The 19,569-nt window shown below is 57.7% G+C and carries 17 protein-coding genes; 7 read left to right on the top strand and 10 right to left on the bottom strand.

Going from position 1 to position 19,569, the window contains the following annotated elements:
• Together Ga0074115_RS09625 and Ga0074115_RS09620 are read left to right on the top strand one after the other, a co-directional pair.
• Positions 1–4,744: immunoglobulin-like domain-containing protein (locus Ga0074115_RS09625; protein ID WP_232433022.1), on the top strand; the 4,744-nt coding region annotated here is incomplete at its 5' end.
• 157 nt (positions 4,745–4,901) lie between these two features.
• Positions 4,902–5,090: a hypothetical protein gene (locus Ga0074115_RS09620; protein ID WP_057955119.1), complete on the top strand. Its 189-nt coding sequence runs from the start codon at positions 4,902–4,904 to the stop codon at positions 5,088–5,090.
• Between the two features lie 46 nt (positions 5,091–5,136).
• Here Ga0074115_RS09620 and Ga0074115_RS09615 read toward each other — a convergent pair whose 3' ends face one another.
• The 6 genes from Ga0074115_RS09615 to Ga0074115_RS09590 all read right to left on the bottom strand — a co-directional run bounded on the left by Ga0074115_RS09615 (position 5,137) and on the right by Ga0074115_RS09590 (position 9,244).
• On the bottom strand, positions 5,137–5,889 hold the full coding sequence (locus tag Ga0074115_RS09615; protein WP_057955120.1) for a YciK family oxidoreductase: 753 nt from the start codon (positions 5,887–5,889) through the stop codon (positions 5,137–5,139).
• A 64-nt stretch (positions 5,890–5,953) separates the two neighbouring features.
• Positions 5,954–6,406, bottom strand: a complete 453-nt coding sequence (locus tag Ga0074115_RS09610; RefSeq protein WP_057955121.1) for a hypothetical protein — start codon at positions 6,404–6,406, stop codon at positions 5,954–5,956.
• Between the two features lie 125 nt (positions 6,407–6,531).
• Positions 6,532–7,158, bottom strand: a complete 627-nt coding sequence (hflD, locus tag Ga0074115_RS09605; protein ID WP_005959034.1) for a high frequency lysogenization protein HflD — start codon at positions 7,156–7,158, stop codon at positions 6,532–6,534.
• Between the two features lie 9 nt (positions 7,159–7,167).
• On the bottom strand, positions 7,168–8,265 hold the full coding sequence (gene mnmA, locus Ga0074115_RS09600) for a tRNA 2-thiouridine(34) synthase MnmA (RefSeq protein ID WP_057955122.1): 1,098 nt from the start codon (positions 8,263–8,265) through the stop codon (positions 7,168–7,170).
• Positions 8,262–8,825 carry a pseudouridine synthase gene (locus Ga0074115_RS09595; RefSeq protein ID WP_057955123.1) on the bottom strand — a complete coding sequence of 188 codons (564 nt, stop codon included), beginning with the start codon at positions 8,823–8,825 and terminating at the stop codon, positions 8,262–8,264. The genes mnmA and Ga0074115_RS09595 overlap by 4 nt, the downstream gene beginning before the upstream one ends.
• Before the next feature lie 209 nt (positions 8,826–9,034).
• Positions 9,035–9,244 carry a cold-shock protein gene (locus tag Ga0074115_RS09590; protein ID WP_006474401.1) on the bottom strand — a complete coding sequence of 70 codons (210 nt, stop codon included), beginning with the start codon at positions 9,242–9,244 and terminating at the stop codon, positions 9,035–9,037.
• Between the two features lie 324 nt (positions 9,245–9,568).
• Here Ga0074115_RS09590 and clpS point away from each other — a divergent pair, with 324 nt between their 5' ends.
• On the top strand, positions 9,569–9,889 hold the full coding sequence (gene clpS, locus Ga0074115_RS09585; RefSeq protein ID WP_057955124.1) for an ATP-dependent Clp protease adapter ClpS: 321 nt from the start codon (positions 9,569–9,571) through the stop codon (positions 9,887–9,889).
• A 24-nt stretch (positions 9,890–9,913) separates the two neighbouring features.
• Positions 9,914–12,163: an ATP-dependent Clp protease ATP-binding subunit ClpA gene (gene clpA / locus Ga0074115_RS09580; RefSeq protein WP_057955125.1), complete on the top strand. Its 2,250-nt coding sequence runs from the start codon at positions 9,914–9,916 to the stop codon at positions 12,161–12,163.
• Positions 12,164–12,193: 30 nt separating this feature from the next.
• Here the strand turns inward: clpA and infA are convergent, their stop codons facing one another.
• The 3 genes from infA to aat form a co-directional block, all read right to left on the bottom strand.
• Positions 12,194–12,412: a translation initiation factor IF-1 gene (gene infA / locus Ga0074115_RS09575; RefSeq protein WP_005959039.1), complete on the bottom strand. Its 219-nt coding sequence runs from the start codon at positions 12,410–12,412 to the stop codon at positions 12,194–12,196.
• Between the two features lie 138 nt (positions 12,413–12,550).
• On the bottom strand, positions 12,551–13,303 hold the full coding sequence (locus Ga0074115_RS09570; RefSeq protein ID WP_057955126.1) for an arginyltransferase: 753 nt from the start codon (positions 13,301–13,303) through the stop codon (positions 12,551–12,553).
• The gene (gene aat, locus Ga0074115_RS09565; RefSeq protein ID WP_057955127.1) at positions 13,300–14,016 is read right to left on the bottom strand and encodes a leucyl/phenylalanyl-tRNA--protein transferase; all 717 of its coding nucleotides are present in this window, start codon (positions 14,014–14,016) and stop codon (positions 13,300–13,302) included. Before aat ends, Ga0074115_RS09570 begins: the two co-directional genes overlap by 4 nt.
• 115 nt (positions 14,017–14,131) lie before the next feature.
• On the opposite strand from aat, the gene Ga0074115_RS09560 reads away from it, so the two are divergent.
• Positions 14,132–14,857, top strand: a complete 726-nt coding sequence (locus Ga0074115_RS09560; RefSeq protein ID WP_082626694.1) for a flagellar brake protein — start codon at positions 14,132–14,134, stop codon at positions 14,855–14,857.
• Between the two features lie 50 nt (positions 14,858–14,907).
• Here Ga0074115_RS09560 and trxB read toward each other — a convergent pair whose 3' ends face one another.
• Positions 14,908–15,873 carry a thioredoxin-disulfide reductase gene (trxB, locus tag Ga0074115_RS09555; RefSeq protein ID WP_005959043.1) on the bottom strand — a complete coding sequence of 322 codons (966 nt, stop codon included), beginning with the start codon at positions 15,871–15,873 and terminating at the stop codon, positions 14,908–14,910.
• Positions 15,874–16,138: 265 nt separating this feature from the next.
• On the opposite strand from trxB, the gene ald reads away from it, so the two are divergent.
• Positions 16,139–17,227: an alanine dehydrogenase gene (ald, locus tag Ga0074115_RS09550; protein WP_057955129.1), complete on the top strand. Its 1,089-nt coding sequence runs from the start codon at positions 16,139–16,141 to the stop codon at positions 17,225–17,227.
• 83 nt (positions 17,228–17,310) lie between these two features.
• Entirely contained in the window at positions 17,311–19,569 is a 2,259-nt protein-coding gene (locus tag Ga0074115_RS09545) for a DNA translocase FtsK (protein WP_232433023.1), read from the top strand.

The raw sequence follows: 19,569 nt of genomic DNA, 5'->3' as shown, positions 1-19,569 counted from the left end.
CACCACCAGCTACAGCGATAGCGGCCTCGATCCCGAGACGACCTACAGCTACAGCGTGACCGCCTACGATGCCGGCGGCAACGAGAGTGCGCCCGGCGAGGCTGCCGAGGCGACCACCGGCGCACTGCCGGTGCTGACCAGCCTCAGCCTCAGCCCAGCTAGCGCCGCGCTCAGCGTCGGCATGAGCCAGCAGTTCACGGCCAGCGGCCTCGACCAATACGGCAACGCCATCGCCACCAGCCCGGTGTGGAGCGTCAGCGGCGGCGGGACCATCGACCAGACCGGCCGGTTCACCGCCAGCAGCGCCGGTGGCCCGTTCACCGTCCTGGCCGATGACGGCGGCATCAGCGCCAGCGCGACGGTCACCATCACGCAAAACACCACCCTGATCGAGACCGGCTTCGACAGCGACTCGGACGGCTTCAGCTATGTCGACGACGCCTATCGCGGCACCAGCGCCCCGGGCTTCGCCGACGGCAGCCACCAGCCCGCTGGCGGTTTTAGCGGCGGTGGCCTCGAAGTGGTGTTGGGCGGCATCAACGGCGACGACATCTTCGGCATGTCCGGCGGCTGGCAGCGTGCCTTTGAACTCGGCGGCCTCAGCGAGGTTACCCTCAGCTTCCGTTACAACCTGACCCAGAGCCCGTTCTACGAGGACAACGAGCTCAGCCAGATCCTGATCAGCCTCGACGGGGTGCTGATCGGCGTCTCGCCCAACGACCACATCGACCAGATCAGTGGCAACGGCAACGGTGGCCCGGACGAGACCACCGGTTGGCAGCAGGTTGAGCTCACCCTCGGCAGCCTGGCCGCCGGCAGCCACCGCCTGATCCTGGGTGGCTACAACAACCAGAAGACCCACTACACTGAATACACTACCCTGCTGATCGACGACCTGAGCCTCAACGCCCTCAGCAGCAACCAGCCGCCCACCGCGGTGGCCAGCGCCACCCCGGACAATGGTGTGGCTCCCCTCGAAGTGAGTTTTAGCAGCGCCGGTTCCAGCGATGCCGACGGCAGCATCCAGAGCTACAGCTGGGTCTTCGGCGATGGTGGCAGCGCCACCGACGCCAACCCGAGCCACAGCTACACCAGCCCCGGCAGCTACACGGCGACCCTCACTGTCACCGACGACCAGGGCGGCACCGGCAGCGCCAGCGTGACGATTGTGGTCGCTGAAGCACCGGATACGGTGGCGCCAGTGATTACCTTGAATGGTGGTAGTAGTGTGACCCGTGAGGCTGGTCCGGTTGCTTATAGTGATCCAGGCGCGACGGCCAGTGATGATCGGGATGGGGATCTGAGTGCCAATCTTCAGGCCAGCGGCTCGGTTGATCATGCGACCGCCGGCACCTACACCCTGACCTATCAGGTTGCGGATGCAGCGGGCAATCAGGCGACTGCGACCCGCACTGTAATCGTGGTTGCGGGCAGCGCGCCGGTCATCACCCTGCTGGGTGACAACCCGATGACCCTGCAGGCCGGTGAGACCTTCGTTGACCCAGGGGCCACCGCCAACGATACCTTTGATGGTGATCTGAGTGGCTCGATTGTGGTAAGCGGAGTGGTCGATTCCAGCACCGCTGGCAGCTATACCGTCACCTATAGCGTCACTGATGCCGCGGGCAATAGCGCCAGCGCCAGCCGTAGCGTGGAGGTGGTCGATTCGTCCGACCCGGTCATCACCTTGGAAGGTGATAACCCAGTTGCGATCGAGGCGGGCACTCCTTTCATCGATCCCGGTGCCAGCGCAGAGGATGATGTGGATGGTGATATCACCGATCGCATCCTGGTCGATGGTGAGGTGGATGTCGAGACCGCAGGCAGCTATCAGCTGACCTACACGGTCTCCGACAGTGCCGGTAACACAGCGACCGTCATCCGCACTGTGGACGTGGTAGCGGCCAGTGCGCCGATCATCGCGTTGCTCGGCGACAACCCCTACGAGGTGGAGCTGGGGGTGGAGTTCAGCGATCCGGGTGCTACCGCCAACGATGCGTTCGATGGCGATATCAGCGATCGTATCGAGGTCACTGGCTCTGTGGATAGCGGGAGCGTTGGCAGCTACATGCTGGTCTACAGCGTCAGCGACAATGCCGGCAACTCTACCGAAGAGATGCGCACTGTGCTGGTGGTGGAGAACCCGCCGGTGGAGTTCAACGTCTCGAACAATATCCATGTCGACCAGTTTGGCTATCTGCCCGATGGGGAGAAGGTGGCGGTAATTGCTGCTCCGCAGGAGGGCTTCAACAGCGCTGATACCTTTGCCCCTGGCAGCGACTATCAGGTGCGTCGCACCGCTGATGACAGCATCGCCTTCATCGGGGCTTTGACCCAGTGGAATGAGGGTGCTACCAACGACCAGTCGGGAGACAAGGCCTGGTGGTTCGACTTCTCTGAACTCACCGAAACAGGCGAATTCTACGTCTACGATCCGGAGAATGAGGCCGCCTCACATCCCTTTGATATCCGCGCAGATGTCTATACCGATGTGCTGAAACAGGCGGTGCGCAGCTACTTCTACCAGCGGGTGAACTTCGCCAAGCAGGAGCCCTATGCTGATCCCCGCTGGGTGGACAGTGCCTCCCACGGTGGTGCGGAGCAGGACTATGATGTACGAGCAATGATCCCGGAGGATCCGGAGAGTTCCGATCCGGCCACTGGACGTGACCTGCATGGCGGCTGGTATGACGCTGGTGATTACAATAAGTACATCAACTATGCCGATGGCACAGTGCACAATCTGCTCTATGCCTATCAAGAGCGCCCTGCAGTCTGGGGGGATGACTATCAGATCCCTGAGTCGGGCAATGGTGTGCCGGATCTGCTCGATGAGGTCCGCTGGGAGATGGAGTGGATGCTGCGTATGCAGATCGAGGATGGCTCGGTGCTGCACAAGCTTGCCTCCATCAACTGGAACGGTGGCAGCCCGCCAAGCAGCGACGTGACGCCACGTCGTTATGCACCGCCGACTGCCTCGGCAACCATTTCGGCTGCTGGTGCCTATGCTCATGCTGCATTGGTCTACAGCGACTTCAATGCTGAGTTTGCTGATACCCTGCGTCAGGCAGCACTCGATGCCTGGGGTTGGCTGGAAGAGAATCCTGAGTCAATTCCGTCAAACTTCGACAATGCTGGGTTTGTGAATGCGGCAGCGGAGGATTGTGGTTACGATGACGCTCGTTGTGAGTCCCATCAGTTGGCCAACCGCCTCAACGCGGCGATCCATCTGTTTGCTCTGACCGGTGAGCAGCGTTTCCAGGATTACATCCTGGCCCATGCAGAGAGTGACGCGCTGCTGCTTGGGGAGGGGGGGTATCTGGTCTTCGATGGTATGCAGCAGGAGGTCCAGGATGCCCTGATCTACTATGCTGGGCTCGACGGCGCCGATGCTGGCTTGGTCGAAACCATCCAGGCCCAGCTGTTGCGTGCCATGAGCTTGCCGGAAGAGTGGGTACCTTTCTCACCGCTGGCACGCTTCCAGGAGCAGAAGGATCCCTACCGGGCCTATCTCGATGAGCACCATTGGGGTAGTAATAGGGGCAAGGGTAATGCTGGCAACCTGATGTTCTCCACTGCTGAATCTGGCTTTGATCCGGGAAGCAGTGGCGACTATGGCTCAGCGGCACAGGGCTATCTGCACTATCTGCATGGTGTGAACCCGCACAACATCGCCTATCTCTCCAACATGGATGAGTTTGGTGCGGATAACTCGGTGCCTGAGTTTTACCATCTTTGGTTCAACGATGGGTCTGAGCTGTGGGATGGCGTGGAGAACTCGCTCTATGGACCTGCGCCGGGATATCTGGTGGGCGGTCCCAACGAGCACTACTGGAGGGATGGTGTCTACATCGATGACATCGAGGACGCTGCCCATCGCCTCAACAACCAGCCGTCGATGAAGCGTTACTGGTCCTGGAATGGCTCGGAGAACTCCTACGAGATCACCGAGAACTCTATCACCTATCAGGCGCCCTACATCCGGCTGTTGTCGAAATATCTGCCCGGATCATCGAACGAGATTTGGCGGCCGGCGCCGGGCACCAGCTGGCAGTGGCAGATCAACAGCGGTGAGGTGGATACCTCCTTCAATGTCGATATGTACGATGTGGATCTGTTCGAGGCCTCAGGAGAGCTGATCGCATCGCTCAAGGCCCAGGGCAGGGTGGTGATCTGCTACTTCAGTGCAGGCAGCTTTGAGGATTGGCGCTCCGATGCGGAGGATTTCCCGGCATCAGTGATCGGTAATCAGCTGGATGAGTGGCCTGGAGAATCCTGGCTTGATATCAGAGACATTGATCAGTTGGGGCCGATCATGGCGGCGCGTCTTGATCTTGCTGTTGCCAAGGGATGCGATGGTGTGGAGCCCGATAATGTGGATGGCTACACCAACAGTAGTGGCTTTGAACTGACAGGAGAGGATCAGCTTGCCTACAATCGCTGGCTGGCCGCCCAAGCGCACCAGCGCGGGCTCTCCATCGGGCTGAAGAATGATCTGAACCAGGTCGAAGCCCTGCTGGACGATTTCGACTGGGCTCTTAACGAGCAGTGTTTCGAGTATGAGGAGTGTGACCTTCTTATGCCATTCATTGAGGCGGGTAAAGCGGTGTTTGGAGTGACCTACGGAGGTGCTGCTGATGCAATTTGTCCTGTAGCCAATGAGATGGGGTTCTCCTGGCTGATGAAGAACTGGGATCTGGATGCCTGGCGGATCGACTGTCTGGAGTATGGTGGTGGTGAGTAACCAACTCCAATCATGGATGCTTATGAATTTCCTGTGATGCAAGGATGGAGCCTTTCCTGGCCCGATTCCCGGATAATCGTGGAGATTGTTCTATGATCTGTGATGGGCGTCAAAATAAATAAGGCTCTTCGGAGTAGGAGAAGAGCGGGAGAAAATCATGCAGAACGCTAATTATTACGAGAGCAAGGCGCCGCAGCCAAACAGGTGGTCTGGCGGGGTTGTTGAAGAATCGCGGCTCTATTTATCAGAGGAAGGTGAGATGGACGACTGTCTGCGCTATGGTCGCTGTCTTCAGGAACAACTTACCCAGAATGACTTCCCCTTTAATTGGTGGGAGTTTTATTGAGCCAAAGCGTCATAAGACGATGACGCTTTGGCTCAGTATTGATGCGTTATAGCTTTTCAGCTTGGGCATCAAATGCTTGCCCCGTGACGCCAGCGCTGTCTGGTCCCATCAGGTAGAGAAAGGGGCGCATGAAGGCCTCGGGGAGCGGCCGGTCCTGTGGATCTTCGCCGGGATAGGCCCAAGCGCGGAGAGCGGTCCGGGCTGCTCCTGGCGCAATCGAGTTGACTCGTAGCGGGCTGTTCTCGGTTTCTTCGGCGAGTATCTGCATCAATCCTTCGACTCCAAACTTCGAAACCCCGTAGGCGCCCCAGTAGGCTTTGCCTTTGCGCCCGACTTGATCGGATGTGAAGATAATCGAGGCGTCATCCGCCCGTTTCAGTAGTGGCAGGCAGACCTGGGTCAGCATGAATGGGGCCGTCAGATTGACCTGCATCACCTTGTTCCAGGTCTCCAGATCATAATCATCGATGCGGCTAAGCAATGCCAGTTGTGCGGCGCAGTGCAACAGGCCGTCGAGACGATTGAACTCCTTATAGATGGTCTCGCTGAGAGCGTAATACTCCTGTTCGGTCAGGCTCTCCAGGTTGATGGGGAAGATCGCCGGTTGCGCTCCGCCAGCGGCCTCGATGGCATCATAGGTCTCTTCCAGTTTGCTTAAAGTTCGGCCCAGCAGGATGACAGTGGCACCATGGGCGGCATAGGCTTTGGCGGCAGCTTGTCCAAAGCCACTCCCCGCGCCAGTGACTGCAATAACTCTCTCTTTCAGAAGATCAGGGGCTGGGGAGTAGTCTGCTTGCATGAAAAAATCTCTTATGCGGGGTACAACGTGAGAGCTGATTATAACTGAGATGAAGGGGAGGGGATTAACGAACCATCAACTCCTGCATGATGGCATCACTCCCCTTTTTCTTGGCCGACTCATACTGTTCTGAAGCGCTGTCACCGATCGATCGGCCAACTTCTGCTGCTTTCTCTTTGGTTGATTCATAGACATCTCTGCTCTTGTCGGCAATGGAGTCCCCAATATCGGATGCGCCTTGTTTGGCCGATTCGTAGATCTCACTACCACTATCGACGGCTGCATCATAGACTTTCTGACTGTACTCCATGGTGGTTTGCCAGGCCGACTCACCGATTGCCTTGGTCTGCTCGGTCAGGGAGGGGGAGCCCTTGGATTGCTGCTCCGTGCTCAATTGACTTGGGGCATCCATGGAACGTTCCTGCACAGGTGCGCCGGCTTGGGCGGCCCCCTCCTGCGAACAGGCGACGAGCAGAGTGACTAGCGGTAACAGAGTGGAGGCCGGTTTGATCTTCATCGGATATTCCTGGTTTTCCTAAGGAGGTTGGGAGCGTTGGATCTGACAAAGGATAGTTTTTGTCGGCTCAAATGCCAGCGGTTGCTGCTGGCTGCAGTTCTATGGTGCTGTCGATCCTGGAACGGCTAAGGGGCAATCGAGTCGAGCAGCTGATGGGCGGCATCGACATAGTTGCGGCGTCTCCAGATCAGATGGAGGCGTCGGCCCCCCAGTTGCCGCCAGAGCATGGCAGCCCGGATGCCCGCCAGCAGCAGCGCTCGGATTCGGTTGGCATTATCTGGATTCTGCAGGTAGACCGGCTCTCCACTTACCATGATACGCGGCTTTTGGGTGCTGACATTCTGCGCATAGATTTCTGCTATTGCGGCGATAATGTTGGAGTGGATCAGCGGGAAGTGCTCGAGACGCCCCTCGATCTCAGCAATGCTGGAGGCGATCTGCTGAAGTCGCTCAGGCTGTTTGGCCAGACGGCGCTCCAGCTGAATGATACCGATAATGTAGCCAGTAATCTCAGCGTCACGCTTCCCGCCACCCTGCAGCTGGCGGTGCAGTTGGCGAAGCCCCAGTGCCACCCCGCCACGGTTGTGAAACACCGACGGCACATCGACAGGGTTAGTCTGGAACAAGCTGTAGATGCTGCTCTCGAGCGAGTCGGAGTCGGCCAGCCCGTGGCGGGCGATCTTCTGTACCAGACTGGCTGCCTGGAATACGCCGGCCAGTGCTAGACAGAGATCCTGATCACTGTATTTCATTGCAGAGGATTACCTTTCACTTGATTCGATAATGGCGCCGCCAAGACAGTTCGGGCCGCTGTAGAAGACGATCGATTGACCTGGGGTGACGGCCCGCTGTGGAGTGTCGAAGCGGACCCGACAACCATCCTTTCCCTGGGCTTCAATCCAGCAGCTCTGAAGTGGTTGGCGATGGCGAATGCGGGCCTTGCAGCTGAGCGGTAGCTGTGGTGTCCTCGCGCCAATCCAGTGTGGTTGTCCGGCGACCAGGGATCGGCTCATCAGCAGCGGGTGCTGATGTCCCTGAGCGACGATTAACAGATTGCGCTGCAGATCCTTGGCGACCACAAACCAGGGTGCTTCAGCCGTGCCTTTGATACCGCCGATCCCTAAGCCCTGCCGTTGTCCCAAGGTGTAGTACATCAGTCCGCTGTGTTGGCCAATGGTCTCACCCTCTGGAGTTTGGATTGCTCCCGGGTTGGCCGGCAGGTAGCGGCTGAGAAAGTCGCGAAACTTGCGTTCGCCAATGAAGCAGATGCCGGTGCTGTCCTTCTTCTTATGGTTAGAAAATCCTGCCTTTTCAGCTAATTCGCGTACCTGTGTCTTAGCCAGCGAACCGAGCGGAAAACAGCTGCGGCTGAGCTGTGGTTGGCCCAGCATGTAGAGAAAATAGGTCTGATCCTTGTTCTCATCTACTGCGCGCTGCAATTGATATTCGCCGTTTGACTCGGTGAGTCTGGCGTAGTGGCCGGTGGCGATGCGGCTGGCGCCGAGGGTGTTCAGCGCATAGTCAAGGAACGCCTTGAACTTGATCTCACGGTTGCAGAGCACGTCGGGGTTGGGGGTGCGACCGGCACGGTATTCGTCCAGGAAGTAGGCGAACACCCGCTCCCAGTAGTCGGCGGAAAAGTTGACACTGTGGAGTGGGATGCCCAGTTGATCGGCAACCGAACTGGCATCGGCAAGGTCAGTCGCAGCTGAGCAGTACTCTTTGGTATCATCCTCTTCCCAGTTTTTCATGAACAGTCCTTCGACCTGGTAACCCTGCTCGAGCAACAGCAGAGCCGCCACCGAGGAGTCCACCCCGCCAGACATGCCGACGATAATCTTCTCTCGTGGATGATTCATCGTGAAGTGAGATTGGGTTTGCGTTGGGGCTGACCTAGTTTGCGCCACTGACCGGGTTGAAGGTTCCCCAAGCGCCACTGACCGACCTCGGTACGCACCAGCCGCAGGGTCGGGTGCCCGACTGCAGCCGTCATGCGGCGTACCTGACGGTTACGCCCCTCGCGAATTCTGATTTCGAGCCAACAGGTTGGAATGGCGGCGCGGTAACGCACTGGCGGGTCGCGATCCCAGAGTGGAGGCGGGTCGATACGGCGCGCCTCTGCCGGCAGGGTCGGACCATCTTTCAGCTCAACGCCTCTGCGCAGTTGTTCCAGCGGCTCTTCCTCAGGCATTCCCTCAACCTGCACCAGATAATGTTTCCACTGTTTTTTACGGGGATTGGCCAGTTGGTGCTGCAACTTTCCATCATCGGTCAGCACCAACAGTCCCTCGCTGTCTCGGTCGAGCCGACCAGCGGCGTAGACACCCTTGACCGGGATGAAGTCCGCCAAGGTGGCGCGTGAATCCTGATCGGTAAACTGGCTCAGAACGCCATAGGGCTTGTTGAAGAGGATGAGCATTGGAGGCAGAGCAGTACGTCAGAGTGAAGGCGCTAATCTTACCGCAAGTTAGCGATCAAAGGTGATGGCGGGGGTAGTGGCGTCAAGGGGATGACAAACCAGAATGATTGGGGCGGCCATCGTTGCGATCTGAATGCCAGGCATGAAGAGACCCGATGGAAGTGAGCATTCCATCGGGTCTCTATTTGGCTCGGTTTGGAGGTGCTAGTCTATTGAGATACGTGCTGGATATTGACAGCGTGCAGACCTTTTGGTCCCTGATTGATCTCAAATTCGACCTTCTGGCCTTCCTTAAGCGTTTTGTATCCCTCCATCGTGATGGATGAAAAGTGGACAAAAATATCCACATCACCATCGTCTGGGGTTACAAAACCATATCCTTTTGCGTTGTTAAACCATTTAACGACTCCAGTGGACATATCAAAACTCCTCACATTTTTCCCGGAAATCAGACAGTTATTTGTTGTTTGCAAGCTCCGGCATAAAAGCCGGGGAGCGTCTGACGGCTCGGGTTACAACCTGGTACATCAATCTCCGATAGCCACTCTCTCTGACGGAGAGTTTATCGACCACCGTGAGGTTAAGTATAGTGTTGTGAAATTACTGGTCAACTTATTGCCATCTGGGCTATTCCGGCACACTTTTGGACAAAATTGCACTCCGCTTCAGATTCGGTTAGCGCCATGTTAAAACCGGTGAGAGGTAATGTTTTTTGCCCGCCGGGCCCTGCTAGAATCACTGTTATGACTGAGAGAAAACAAAATCAATTTGATGACGGTTTGGCTGTTGAAGAAAGCAAACCGAAGCTCAAGCAGCCAGCGCTGTTCCGGGTGATACTGCTGAATGACGACTACACGCCAATGGAGTTCGTGGTACAGGTATTGGAGTCGTTCTTCAAGATGGATCGGGAGAAAGCCACTCGGGTGATGCTGCATGTGCATACCCGTGGGGTGGGAGTTTGCGGTGTCTTCACCCGGGATGTGGCCGAGACCAAGATAACACAGGTCAACGACTACGCCCGTAGCAACCAGCATCCACTGCTCTGCACCATGGAGCAGATATAGCAGCCACCAGATCAAGGCCAAAAGATGTTAAGTAAAGAACTCGAATTTACGTTAAATCAGGCATTTATTCGTGCAAAAGAGAAACGGCATGAATTTATAACCGTAGACCACCTGTTGCTGGCGTTGCTGGAAAATCCTGCGGCTTGTGAGGTTCTGCGGGCCTGTGATGCGGATCTGGAGCAACTGCGCGAAGAGATCAACGCCTTTGTGGACGGTTCAACGCCGCTGATCCCTGAGGGGGAGGAGCGTGATACCCAGCCTACCCTCGGCTTTCAACGGGTGCTGCAGCGGGCCGTATTCCACGTTCAGTCCTCGGGCAAAAAAGAGGTCAGTGGCGCCAATGTGCTGGTTGCCCTCTTCAGCGAGCAGGACTCCCAGGCCCTGTTCTTCCTCGATCAGCAGGACATTACCCGTCTCGACGTCATCAACTATATCTCTCACGGCCTCTCCAAGCAGGATGAAGAGGAGCATGACGACTCACTCGACCTTACAGAGCAGCCACAGGCTGATTCTCAGCCGAGCGCTCTGGAAACCTATGCCACCAATCTCAACAAGCAGGCAGAAGCGGGCAAGATCGATCCGCTGATCGGGCGGCGGGCAGAGATCGAGCGTACCATCCAGATCCTCTGCCGACGGCGCAAAAACAATCCGCTGCTGGTGGGCGAAGCCGGTGTCGGCAAGACAGCGATTGCCGAGGGGCTGGCGAAGATGATCGTCGAGGAGCAGGTGCCGGAGGTGCTGGCTGATGCGACGATCTATGCACTCGATCTTGGCAGTCTGGTGGCGGGCACCAAATATCGCGGTGATTTCGAGAAGCGGCTCAAGGCGGTGCTGGCGGAGTTTCGCAAGCAGCCCGATTCGATTCTCTTTATTGACGAGATCCATACCATCATCGGCGCCGGTTCCGCCTCCGGGGGGGTGATGGATGCCTCCAACCTGATCAAGCCTGTGCTTGCCTCGGGTGAGCTGCGCTGCATCGGCTCAACCACCTATCAGGAGTTTCGCGGCATCTTTGAAAAAGATCGGGCCCTGGCGCGACGCTTCCAGAAGATCGATGTGGAAGAACCCTCAGTGGAGGAGACAGTGGAGATCCTCAAGGGGCTGAAGTCCCGTTTCGAGGAGCACCACGAGATCGAATACACGCCGGGGGCCCTGCAGAGCGCCGCGACGCTCTCAGAAAAATACATCAACGATAGGCACCTGCCTGACAAAGCGATCGATGTGATCGACGAGGCGGGGGCCAATGTGCATCTGCAACCGCCTGAGGAGCGCAAGAAGTTGATCGGTGTGGATGAGATTGAAGCGATCGTCGCCAAGATTGCGCGGATCCCTCCTAAAAAGGTCTCTGCCAGCGATACTGAAGCGCTGCGCAATCTCTCGCGGGATCTGCAGATGGTAGTCTATGGCCAGGATGACGCGATCGAGGCGCTGACCGCCGCAATCCGCATGAACCGCTCCGGGCTCCTGCGGGAGGGACGTCCGGTGGGTTCATTCTTGTTCGCTGGCCCCACCGGCGTCGGCAAGACCGAGGTGACACGCCAGCTGGCGCGCATCATGGGCATGGAACTGATCCGTTTTGACATGTCGGAGTATATGGAACGGCATGCGGTCTCGCGTCTGATTGGCGCACCTCCCGGCTATGTCGGTTTTGATCAGGGTGGGCTGCTCACTGAAGAGATCAACAAACACCCCCACTCGGTACTACTGCTGGATGAGATCGAAAAGGCACACCCAGATATCTTCAACCTGCTGTTGCAGGTGATGGACCACGGTACCCTGACCGACAACAATGGCCGCAAGGCCGACTTCCGCAACGTAGTGATCGTGCTGACCACCAACGCGGGTGCCTCGGATATGAGCCGGCGGTCGATCGGCTTTACTCGACAGGATCACTCCAGTGACGGCTTGGAGGCGATCAAGAAACAGTTCACGCCGGAGTTCCGCAACCGTCTCGACAGCATCATTCAGTTTTCAGCGCTGTTGCCAGAGCATATTGTCAAGGTGGTCGACAAGTTCATCTTCGAGCTGGAGGGGCAGCTACAAGAGAAAGGGGTGGCGCTTCAGGTCGACGTCGAGGCCCGCGCCTGGCTAGCAGAGCGTGGTTACGATGAAAAGATGGGCGCACGGCCGATGGCGCGGTTGATCCAGGATGAGATCAAAAAACCACTAGCAGAGGAGCTGCTGTTTGGTTCCCTCGCCACAGGCGGCACAGTCACCATCGAGCTGGTCGATGGAGAGCTGAGTCTCAAAGTGCTGGAGGAGGCGGTGCACTGATTCCAGTGCTCCACCTGAGGCGGGAGCGGCTTAGCGGGCGCGGTAGGTGATGCGGCCTTTGCTCAGGTCGTAAGGGGTTAGCTGAACGGTAACCTTGTCGCCGGTGAGGATGCGGATATAGTGTTTGCGCATCTTGCCCGAGATATGAGCGGTGACCACATGGCCATTCTCCAGCTCGACGCGGAACATTGTGTTGGGCAGGGTCTCGGTCACCGTGCCTTCCATCTCGATAAAGTCTTCTTTCGCCATTCTGCTACCTGAAAATTATCCCGGTCTGACCTGACTGCAGCGTATCTGCTGAAGCCGCCGGTTTGTTGAAGCCGGGGATTGTACCACAGCATCTGCAGCAGAAAAGGGCCCATTCATAGGAGATTGAACGGCAGTGGGTTAATCTGCCAGTAAGGGCTCACCAGGTGCGAAGCGAACCCAGCCCTGGCCAGACCAGGCCTCCAGGGGACGAAACTCCGATTTGTAGCGCATCTTCTGGCAATCTCTGATCCAAAAGCCGGGATAGACCCACTTCAACCCCAGTTGGCGAGCATGCTCGATCTGCCAGAGCAGGGCGAAGATGCCGATACCGTCCGCCTGCAGATCAGGGTCGAAGAAAGTGTAGACGGAGGAGAGTCCGTCAGGCAGATGATCAGTGACAACCACAGCGGCAAGCTGGTCACCGAGACGAAACTCGTAGAAACGGGTCTCGCCCCACTCGCTGTGGAGAAACTCGATATATTGATCCGGATTGCTGTAGTCCATACTGCTGTCTGGATGCCGCTGCGCGAGATACTTTTGGTAGAGGGCGAACTGCTCACTCTCCAGCTGTGGCGGGCGGGCAGTGATACAAAACCGTCCTGCATTGCGTTTCCAGCAGCGGCGCTGGCTGCGGGTTGGCTGAAAGTCCCTGACCGGAAGCCGCAGCGAGATGCAGGCAGAGCAGTCGGGGCAGGCTGGCTGATAGAGAAAGCGGCCGCTGCGCCGGTAGCCCCGATCGATAAGCGCCTGATAGATCGGCTGATCGATCTGCGCTGCCGGGTCCAAAAAAAGCGTGCGGGTTTGCCGACCCGGCAGATAGGAGCAGTCATGGGGCTGACTCAGATAGAGTGCCAGTGCCGGGTTAGAGGGGAATGTCGGATCGTCTATCATAGCTGAGTCTGTGGAAAGAATATGGGAATATTAGCCCAACTTTCCGCTCGGCCAGGCAGTATGCAACCCTGATCCAGTGCTTGACTGAAGCGCTTGCGGGGGATCGTCTCCGCCCCCAGTGAGGCCAGATGGGAAGTGTAGACTTGGCAATCGATCAACTCGAATCCCCAGGCTGTCAGCTGCTGGGTAAGCCCCACCAGGGCGCACTTGGATGCATCGGAGACCCGGCTGAACATCGACTCTCCGAAGAAGACCGCACCGATGGCGATACCATAGAGTCCACCGACCAGCATCTCTCCCTGCCATACTTCTACAGAGTGGGCCAGTGCCCGCCGGTGACACTCGATATAGGCCTGAATCATCTCCTCGGCCAGCCAGGTACCGGGCGATGTGGTGCGGGGTTCAGCACAGGCGCGGATTACTGCCTCAAACTGTCGGTCGAAGCTGATCTGGAACTCTTTTCTGGCGAGCCGCTTGCGCAGGCTGCGAGAGATCTTCAGCTTCTCCGGGTAGAGCACCATACGCGGGTCGGGGGACCACCAGAGGATCGGGTCGTCTGGACCATACCAGGGAAATATACCACTTCGATAGGCGTTCATCAGACGTTCGGGGGAGAGATCCCCGCCCAGCGCGAGCAGACCATCCGGTTCTGTCTCTGCCAGCGAGACATCGGGGAAAGGTGCGTAAGGATTGTTATCCAGCTTAAAGATCATCAGTAGTAGTTGAGCGCTCAGATCTCAATGCAACAGTAACTCAGCAGTGAAATTTTCTCTTGTGTATGTAGGGAAAAATTCGCATCATCTGCTGCCGTAAAGACCCTGTTTCCCCTTGACTATCGGGCCCAACAACAGAGAAAAAGGCCCTCAATCTGGTGCTTGGAGAGAACCCTTGTCTGACATTATCAGAACCCTGCAGATTGGCGATACGCTGCAGCTTCAGCATGCACCACCTAGTGATATCCCCGACCGATATGGGGTGAAGCTGATTGGTTATCTTCCCAATGAATCTTTGGTTATCACTACCCCTAGAAAACAGGGAAAGGCGATCCTGGTTCGGGAGGGGCAGAATTTTACCGTCCGTGTGCTTCAGGGCAGCAATGTCTTTGGCTTCGTCTCACGGGTTATGCACGCAGCGGCACGGCCCTATCCGCATCTGCATCTCGCCTATCCGGAAGATGTGGCAAGTGCCGTGGTGCGCAATGCGCCAAGAGTTTCGACGACCTTGGATACCAAGGTCCGCAACACCAATGTGGCTGATACGCCAGAGAACCATCTAGCCGCAAAGATCGCTGATCTTAGCAATAGTGGGGCGCGTTTGATTACCAAGAAACCTATTGGATCGATAGGGGATATGATCCAGATCCAGCTAAATATCGATGTCTGCAATGGTTCGGACAGCATGCAGATCATGGGCGAGATTAAAAACCTGCGAGAGTTTGAGTTGGAGGGGCAGGGTAGTCAGTTTGTGCATGGTGTGCAGTTCAAGGGAGTGAACCGCTTTCAGCAGCTGTTGCTCTGCGCATACGTCCTGAGGCAAATCACTACTGAACGATAACAAAGGCCGTAATTACAGCAGGTTATACGGCCTTTGTTATCTGCTTTCGATCAGCCCTTTTCGGCCTCCAACGCATCCAGGAAGCGCTCGGCATCAAGCGCTGCCATACAGCCAGTGCCGGCAGAGGTGATTGCCTGGCGATAGACATGATCCTGCACGTCACCAGCAGCAAACACGCCGGAAATACTGCACTGGGTGGCATTGCCCTCCATGCCGCCCTCGACCTTGAGGTAGCCATTGGTCATATCAAGCTGGCCATCGAATAGGGTGGTGTTGGGGCTGTGGCCGATGGCGATGAAGACACCCTGCAGGTCGATATCCTTGGTGCTGCCATCCTTTACGTTCTTGATGCGCATGCCGGTAACGCCGGTCTGATCGCCCAGCACCTCATCGAGAACAGCATTCAGCTCGAGGGTGACATTGCCATCTTCCGCCTTCTTGCGTAGTTGATCGGAGAGGATCTTCTCGGAGCGGAACTGCTCGCGCCGGTGCACCACCACCACTTCAGAGGCGATGTTGGAGAGGTAGAGCGCCTCTTCCACCGCGGTATTACCACCGCCGATTACCGCCACCTTCTGATTTTTGTAGAAGAAGCCGTCGCAGGTGGCGCAGGCGGAGACGCCGCGGCCGCGAAATGCCTGTTCCGACTCCAGACCTAGGTAACGGGCTGAGGCGCCGGTAGAGATGATCAGGGCGTCACAGGTGTAGGTGGCCTGGTCACCAGTCAGCTCGAAGGGGCGCTTGCTTAGGTCGGCCTTGTTGATGTGATCGAAGATGATCTCGGTGTCGAATCGCTCCGCATGCTGGCGCATGCGATCCATCAGATCCGGACCCTGCACGCCGGCATGATCGCCGGGCCAGTTGTCGACCTCAGTGGTAGTCATCAGCTGGCCACCCTGTTCCATGCCGGTGACCAGTACCGGCTGCAGATTGGCGCGGGCGGCATAGACTGCGGCCGTATAACCCGCAGGGCCAGATCCCAGAATCAACAGGCGACAATGCTTGGTTTCGCTCATGTATACTTACTCCAGATTTTGACCCGGACATTGCCGGGGTATCGGAATGGATCGTGAGCCGCCCAAGGATTTGCTCTCATCAGCATGGGACAAAGTGCGGCGTTTCAACCCGACGAAGATAATTGATGGATGTTACGTAATGATCTGCGGTGGGTAAAGGATCGTGCATGAGAAAAATACTCACAAGTTCTCTGTGAATTGGCCTCAAAAATCTGTTTCACTTGCGCAGGTTATGTTCGCAAGTTCAAGTTAGTATTGAATTACCATGCGCATTGCAATACCTACTGAAATAAAGCCACTTGAAGGCCGAGTTGGTCTAATTCCGGAGGCCTGTGCCGACTTGATCGCGGCCGGCCACCAGGTCCGCGTGCAGCAGGGGGCAGGGGAGGCGAGCGGCTATCCTGACAGCGCCTATACCAAGCTTGGGGTCGGGATCCTGCCCGATGCAGTAGCGATCTACGACTGGGCGGAACTGGTGATCAAGGTCAAGGAGCCCTATGGCCCCGAACCGCAGATGTTGCGTGCAGATCAGACCCTGTTCTGTTTCCTCCATCTTGCAGCCAATGAAGCGCTGACCCACAGCTTGCTGGCCACTGGGGTGACCGCTATTGCCTTCGAGACCCTCGCCGATGGTGGTGGGTTGCCGATTCTGGCACCGATGAGTGACATCGCCGGCCGCATTGCGGTGCAGGCGGGCAGCCATCTGTTGTGGCGACCAGAAGGTGGCAAAGGGCTGCTACTCGGCGGCCTGCCGGCGGCGCAGCGGGGCCGGGTGGTGATCCTCGGTGCCGGACAGGCCGGTGGCAACGCCGCCCGTATGGCGGCGGCACTGGGGGCAGAAGTCACCATCTTCGACACCCAGCGCACGCGGATGGAGGCGATGCGTGAGCTGGGCGCGAATGTCACCGCACTCTATCCTTATCAGGAGAGCCTGGCCGAAGCGGTTGCGACGGCCGATCTGTTGATCGGAGCGGTGTTGATCCCGGGCGCACAGACGCCACACCTGGTCTCGCGGGAGCTGGTGGGGCAGATGCAGCCGGGTAGCGTAGTGGTCGATATCTCGGTGGACCAGGGCGGCTGTATCGAGACGATTCGTCCCACCACCTATGAGGAACCGACCTATGTAGAAGAGGGGGTGACCCACTTTGGTGTCTCCAACATGCCGGGAGCAGTGCCGAAGAGCGCCTCCCAGGCCCTCTCAGCGGCGATGATCCCCTACCTGCAGCGTCTAGCAAGCGGCCAATGGCGTGACGATCCGGTTCTTGGCGAGGCACTCAATCTGAGTGGCGGTGAACTAATCTATCCTGTGTTGCGCGATCAGTATCTTAGAAAACAAACTAAAAAAGTCGTATAACATCATAATTATCCTGGTTAATTGGGGGAATCGTGCAGGCAAAGCCACAGGGTGCGAGCGATCGTTCGGCCTTCTCTGAACATATGCATCGGGCGCTTCGCGAGGCGGTTCTGTGGGGGCTGATCTGCCTGAGCGGCTATCTGCTGCTCTCTCTTGGAAGCTACGATTCGAGCGATCCCGGCTGGTCTTATATCGGCCCCTCGAATCAGGTGAAAAACTCCGGTGGCCCGGTGGGGGCCTGGTTTGCTGATGTCTTCTTCTATCTATTTGGTTTCTTTGCCTATCTGTTTCCGCTGATGCTCGCCTGGAGTGCGGTCTGGATTTTTCGCAAACGGGATCTGGATACCAAACCCAATCTCAACCTACTGGCGTTCCGTTGGATCGGTTTTCTGATCACCCTGGCGGCGGGTAGTGCCCTGACACAACTCCATGCCGCCCATCTAGGACAGTGGTTGCCCTCCGGAACCGGCGGGGTGCTGGGCAATTCTCTCGGCCACTATTTCGAGGCGGTATTCAGCCGCTCTGGCAGCAGTCTGTTGTTGCTGGCACTGTTTCTCAGCGGCTTTACCCTCTTCACCGGTCTCTCCTGGCTGACGGTAATGGAGTGGATCGGCGCACTGGTACTCGATGGGCTGCAGCGTATTCTCAGCAGCCTGTCGAGTTGGCGTGAGCGGCGTGCGGCTAAGCGGCTGCGCAAGGAGCGGTCAAAGAGCGTTAAAAAGGAGAAGAAGCGGACTGAGAAACGCAAGCTGCCGAAGATCGAGCCGGTGATCAAATCCGTGAAGATCAGTGCGCGGGCTGAGAAGGAGCGGCAGGTGCCGCTGTTCGATGTAGACCCGAACAGCGAACTGCCGCCGTTGTCGCTGCTCGAGCCGGCCAAGCACTCAGAGCAAGGTTACTCCAAGGAAGCGCTGCAGCTGCTATCGCGCCAGGTGGAGCTGAAGCTTCGCGATTTCAGTGTCGAGGCGGAGGTGGTGGCGGTCCATCCGGGGCCGGTGGTCACCCTGTTCGAACTGCAACTGGCGCCGGGCACCAAGGCGAGCAAGATCACCGGGCTGTCGAAAGATCTGGCCCGCGCCCTCTCACTGATCTCGGTGCGGGTGGTGGAGGTGATCCCCGGCAAGTCGGTAGTCGGTCTGGAGATTCCTAACGAAAACCGCGAGACAGTCTTCCTCAGCGAGGTGCTGCGCTCCGAGGTCTACGAGAAGAGCAAGTCGAAGCTGACCCTGGCGTTGGGCAAGGATATCGCCGGCCATCCGATGGTGGCCGATTTGGGCAAGATGCCCCATGCCCTGATCGCCGGCACCACCGGCTCGGGCAAATCGGTGGCGATCAACGCGATGATCCTGAGCCTACTCTACAAGGCCAAGCCGAGCGAAGTACGCATGATTATGGTCGATCCGAAGATGCTCGAGCTGTCGGTCTACGAGGGCATCCCCCATCTGCTGACCCCGGTGGTCACCGACATGCAGGAGGCGGGCAATGCGCTGCGCTGGTGTGTCGGTGAGATGGAGCGGCGCTACCGGCTGATGGCGGCACTTGGGGTGCGCAATATCACCGGCTTCAACCGCAAGGCCAGCGAGGCGATCAAGCAGGGTGAGCCGCTCAAAGATCCGCTGTTCCAGCCCAAATCTGACGCAGTGATCGAGGCGATGGCCCACCCGACCCTGGAACCCTTGCCCTACATCGTGGTCATTATCGACGAGTTGGCCGACATGATGATGGTGGCACGCAAGAAGGTCGAGGAGCTGATCGCACGGCTGGCGCAGAAGGCGCGGGCCTCCGGCATCCACCTAGTGCTGGCCACCCAGCGCCCCTCGGTGGACGTGATCACCGGCCTGATCAAGGCCAACATCCCGACCCGAGTAGCGTTTCAGGTCTCCTCACGAATCGATTCGCGCACCATCCTCGACCAGATGGGGGCGGAACATTTACTGGGTTATGGTGACATGCTCTATATGGGCCCCGGCAGCAACATTCCGCAGCGCATGCATGGCGCGTTTGTGGATGACAATGAGGTGCACCGGGTGGTCGATCATCTGAAGGCGAACGGTGCCCCCGAATATTTGGAGGAGATCCTGCAGGAGCCGACCGAATCGGTACCTGGCTTCCCGGCTGAGGGTAATGGCGATGTCGAGAGTTCTGATCCACTCTTCGACGAGGCGGTGAAGATTGTCACCGAGACCCGCCGCGCCTCCATCTCCGGGGTGCAGCGGCGCCTGAAGATCGGCTATAACCGGGCGGCGCGGATGATCGAAGAGATGGAGCGCATCGGTATCATCAGCCCGGCCGAGACCAACGGCAGTCGCGAAGTGATCGCGCCGCCACCCGTGGAGGATTGA

Source organism: endosymbiont of Ridgeia piscesae (assembly GCF_001443665.1).
Classification (GTDB): Bacteria; Pseudomonadota; Gammaproteobacteria; order Chromatiales; family Chromatiaceae; genus Endoriftia; species Endoriftia persephonae.
Note: the sequence above shows the minus strand (reverse complement) of the source record. Positions and strands in the feature narration are given on the sequence as shown.

Coding starts and splice junctions, on each gene's coding strand:
- Ga0074115_RS09620 (WP_057955119.1), top strand. CDS start 4,902: ATGCAGAACGCTAATTATTACGAGAGCAAGGCGCCGCAGCCAAACAGG.
- Ga0074115_RS09615 (WP_057955120.1), bottom strand. CDS start 5,889: ATGCAAGCAGACTACTCCCCAGCCCCTGATCTTCTGAAAGAGAGAGTT.
- Ga0074115_RS09610 (WP_057955121.1), bottom strand. CDS start 6,406: ATGAAGATCAAACCGGCCTCCACTCTGTTACCGCTAGTCACTCTGCTC.
- hflD (WP_005959034.1), bottom strand. CDS start 7,158: ATGAAATACAGTGATCAGGATCTCTGTCTAGCACTGGCCGGCGTATTC.
- mnmA (WP_057955122.1), bottom strand. CDS start 8,265: ATGAATCATCCACGAGAGAAGATTATCGTCGGCATGTCTGGCGGGGTG.
- Ga0074115_RS09595 (WP_057955123.1), bottom strand. CDS start 8,825: ATGCTCATCCTCTTCAACAAGCCCTATGGCGTTCTGAGCCAGTTTACC.
- Ga0074115_RS09590 (WP_006474401.1), bottom strand. CDS start 9,244: ATGTCCACTGGAGTCGTTAAATGGTTTAACAACGCAAAAGGATATGGT.
- clpS (WP_057955124.1), top strand. CDS start 9,569: ATGACTGAGAGAAAACAAAATCAATTTGATGACGGTTTGGCTGTTGAA.
- clpA (WP_057955125.1), top strand. CDS start 9,914: ATGTTAAGTAAAGAACTCGAATTTACGTTAAATCAGGCATTTATTCGT.
- infA (WP_005959039.1), bottom strand. CDS start 12,412: ATGGCGAAAGAAGACTTTATCGAGATGGAAGGCACGGTGACCGAGACC.
- Ga0074115_RS09570 (WP_057955126.1), bottom strand. CDS start 13,303: ATGATAGACGATCCGACATTCCCCTCTAACCCGGCACTGGCACTCTAT.
- aat (WP_057955127.1), bottom strand. CDS start 14,016: ATGATCTTTAAGCTGGATAACAATCCTTACGCACCTTTCCCCGATGTC.
- trxB (WP_005959043.1), bottom strand. CDS start 15,873: ATGAGCGAAACCAAGCATTGTCGCCTGTTGATTCTGGGATCTGGCCCT.
- ald (WP_057955129.1), top strand. CDS start 16,139: ATGCGCATTGCAATACCTACTGAAATAAAGCCACTTGAAGGCCGAGTT.
- Ga0074115_RS09545 (WP_232433023.1), top strand. CDS start 17,311: ATGCATCGGGCGCTTCGCGAGGCGGTTCTGTGGGGGCTGATCTGCCTG.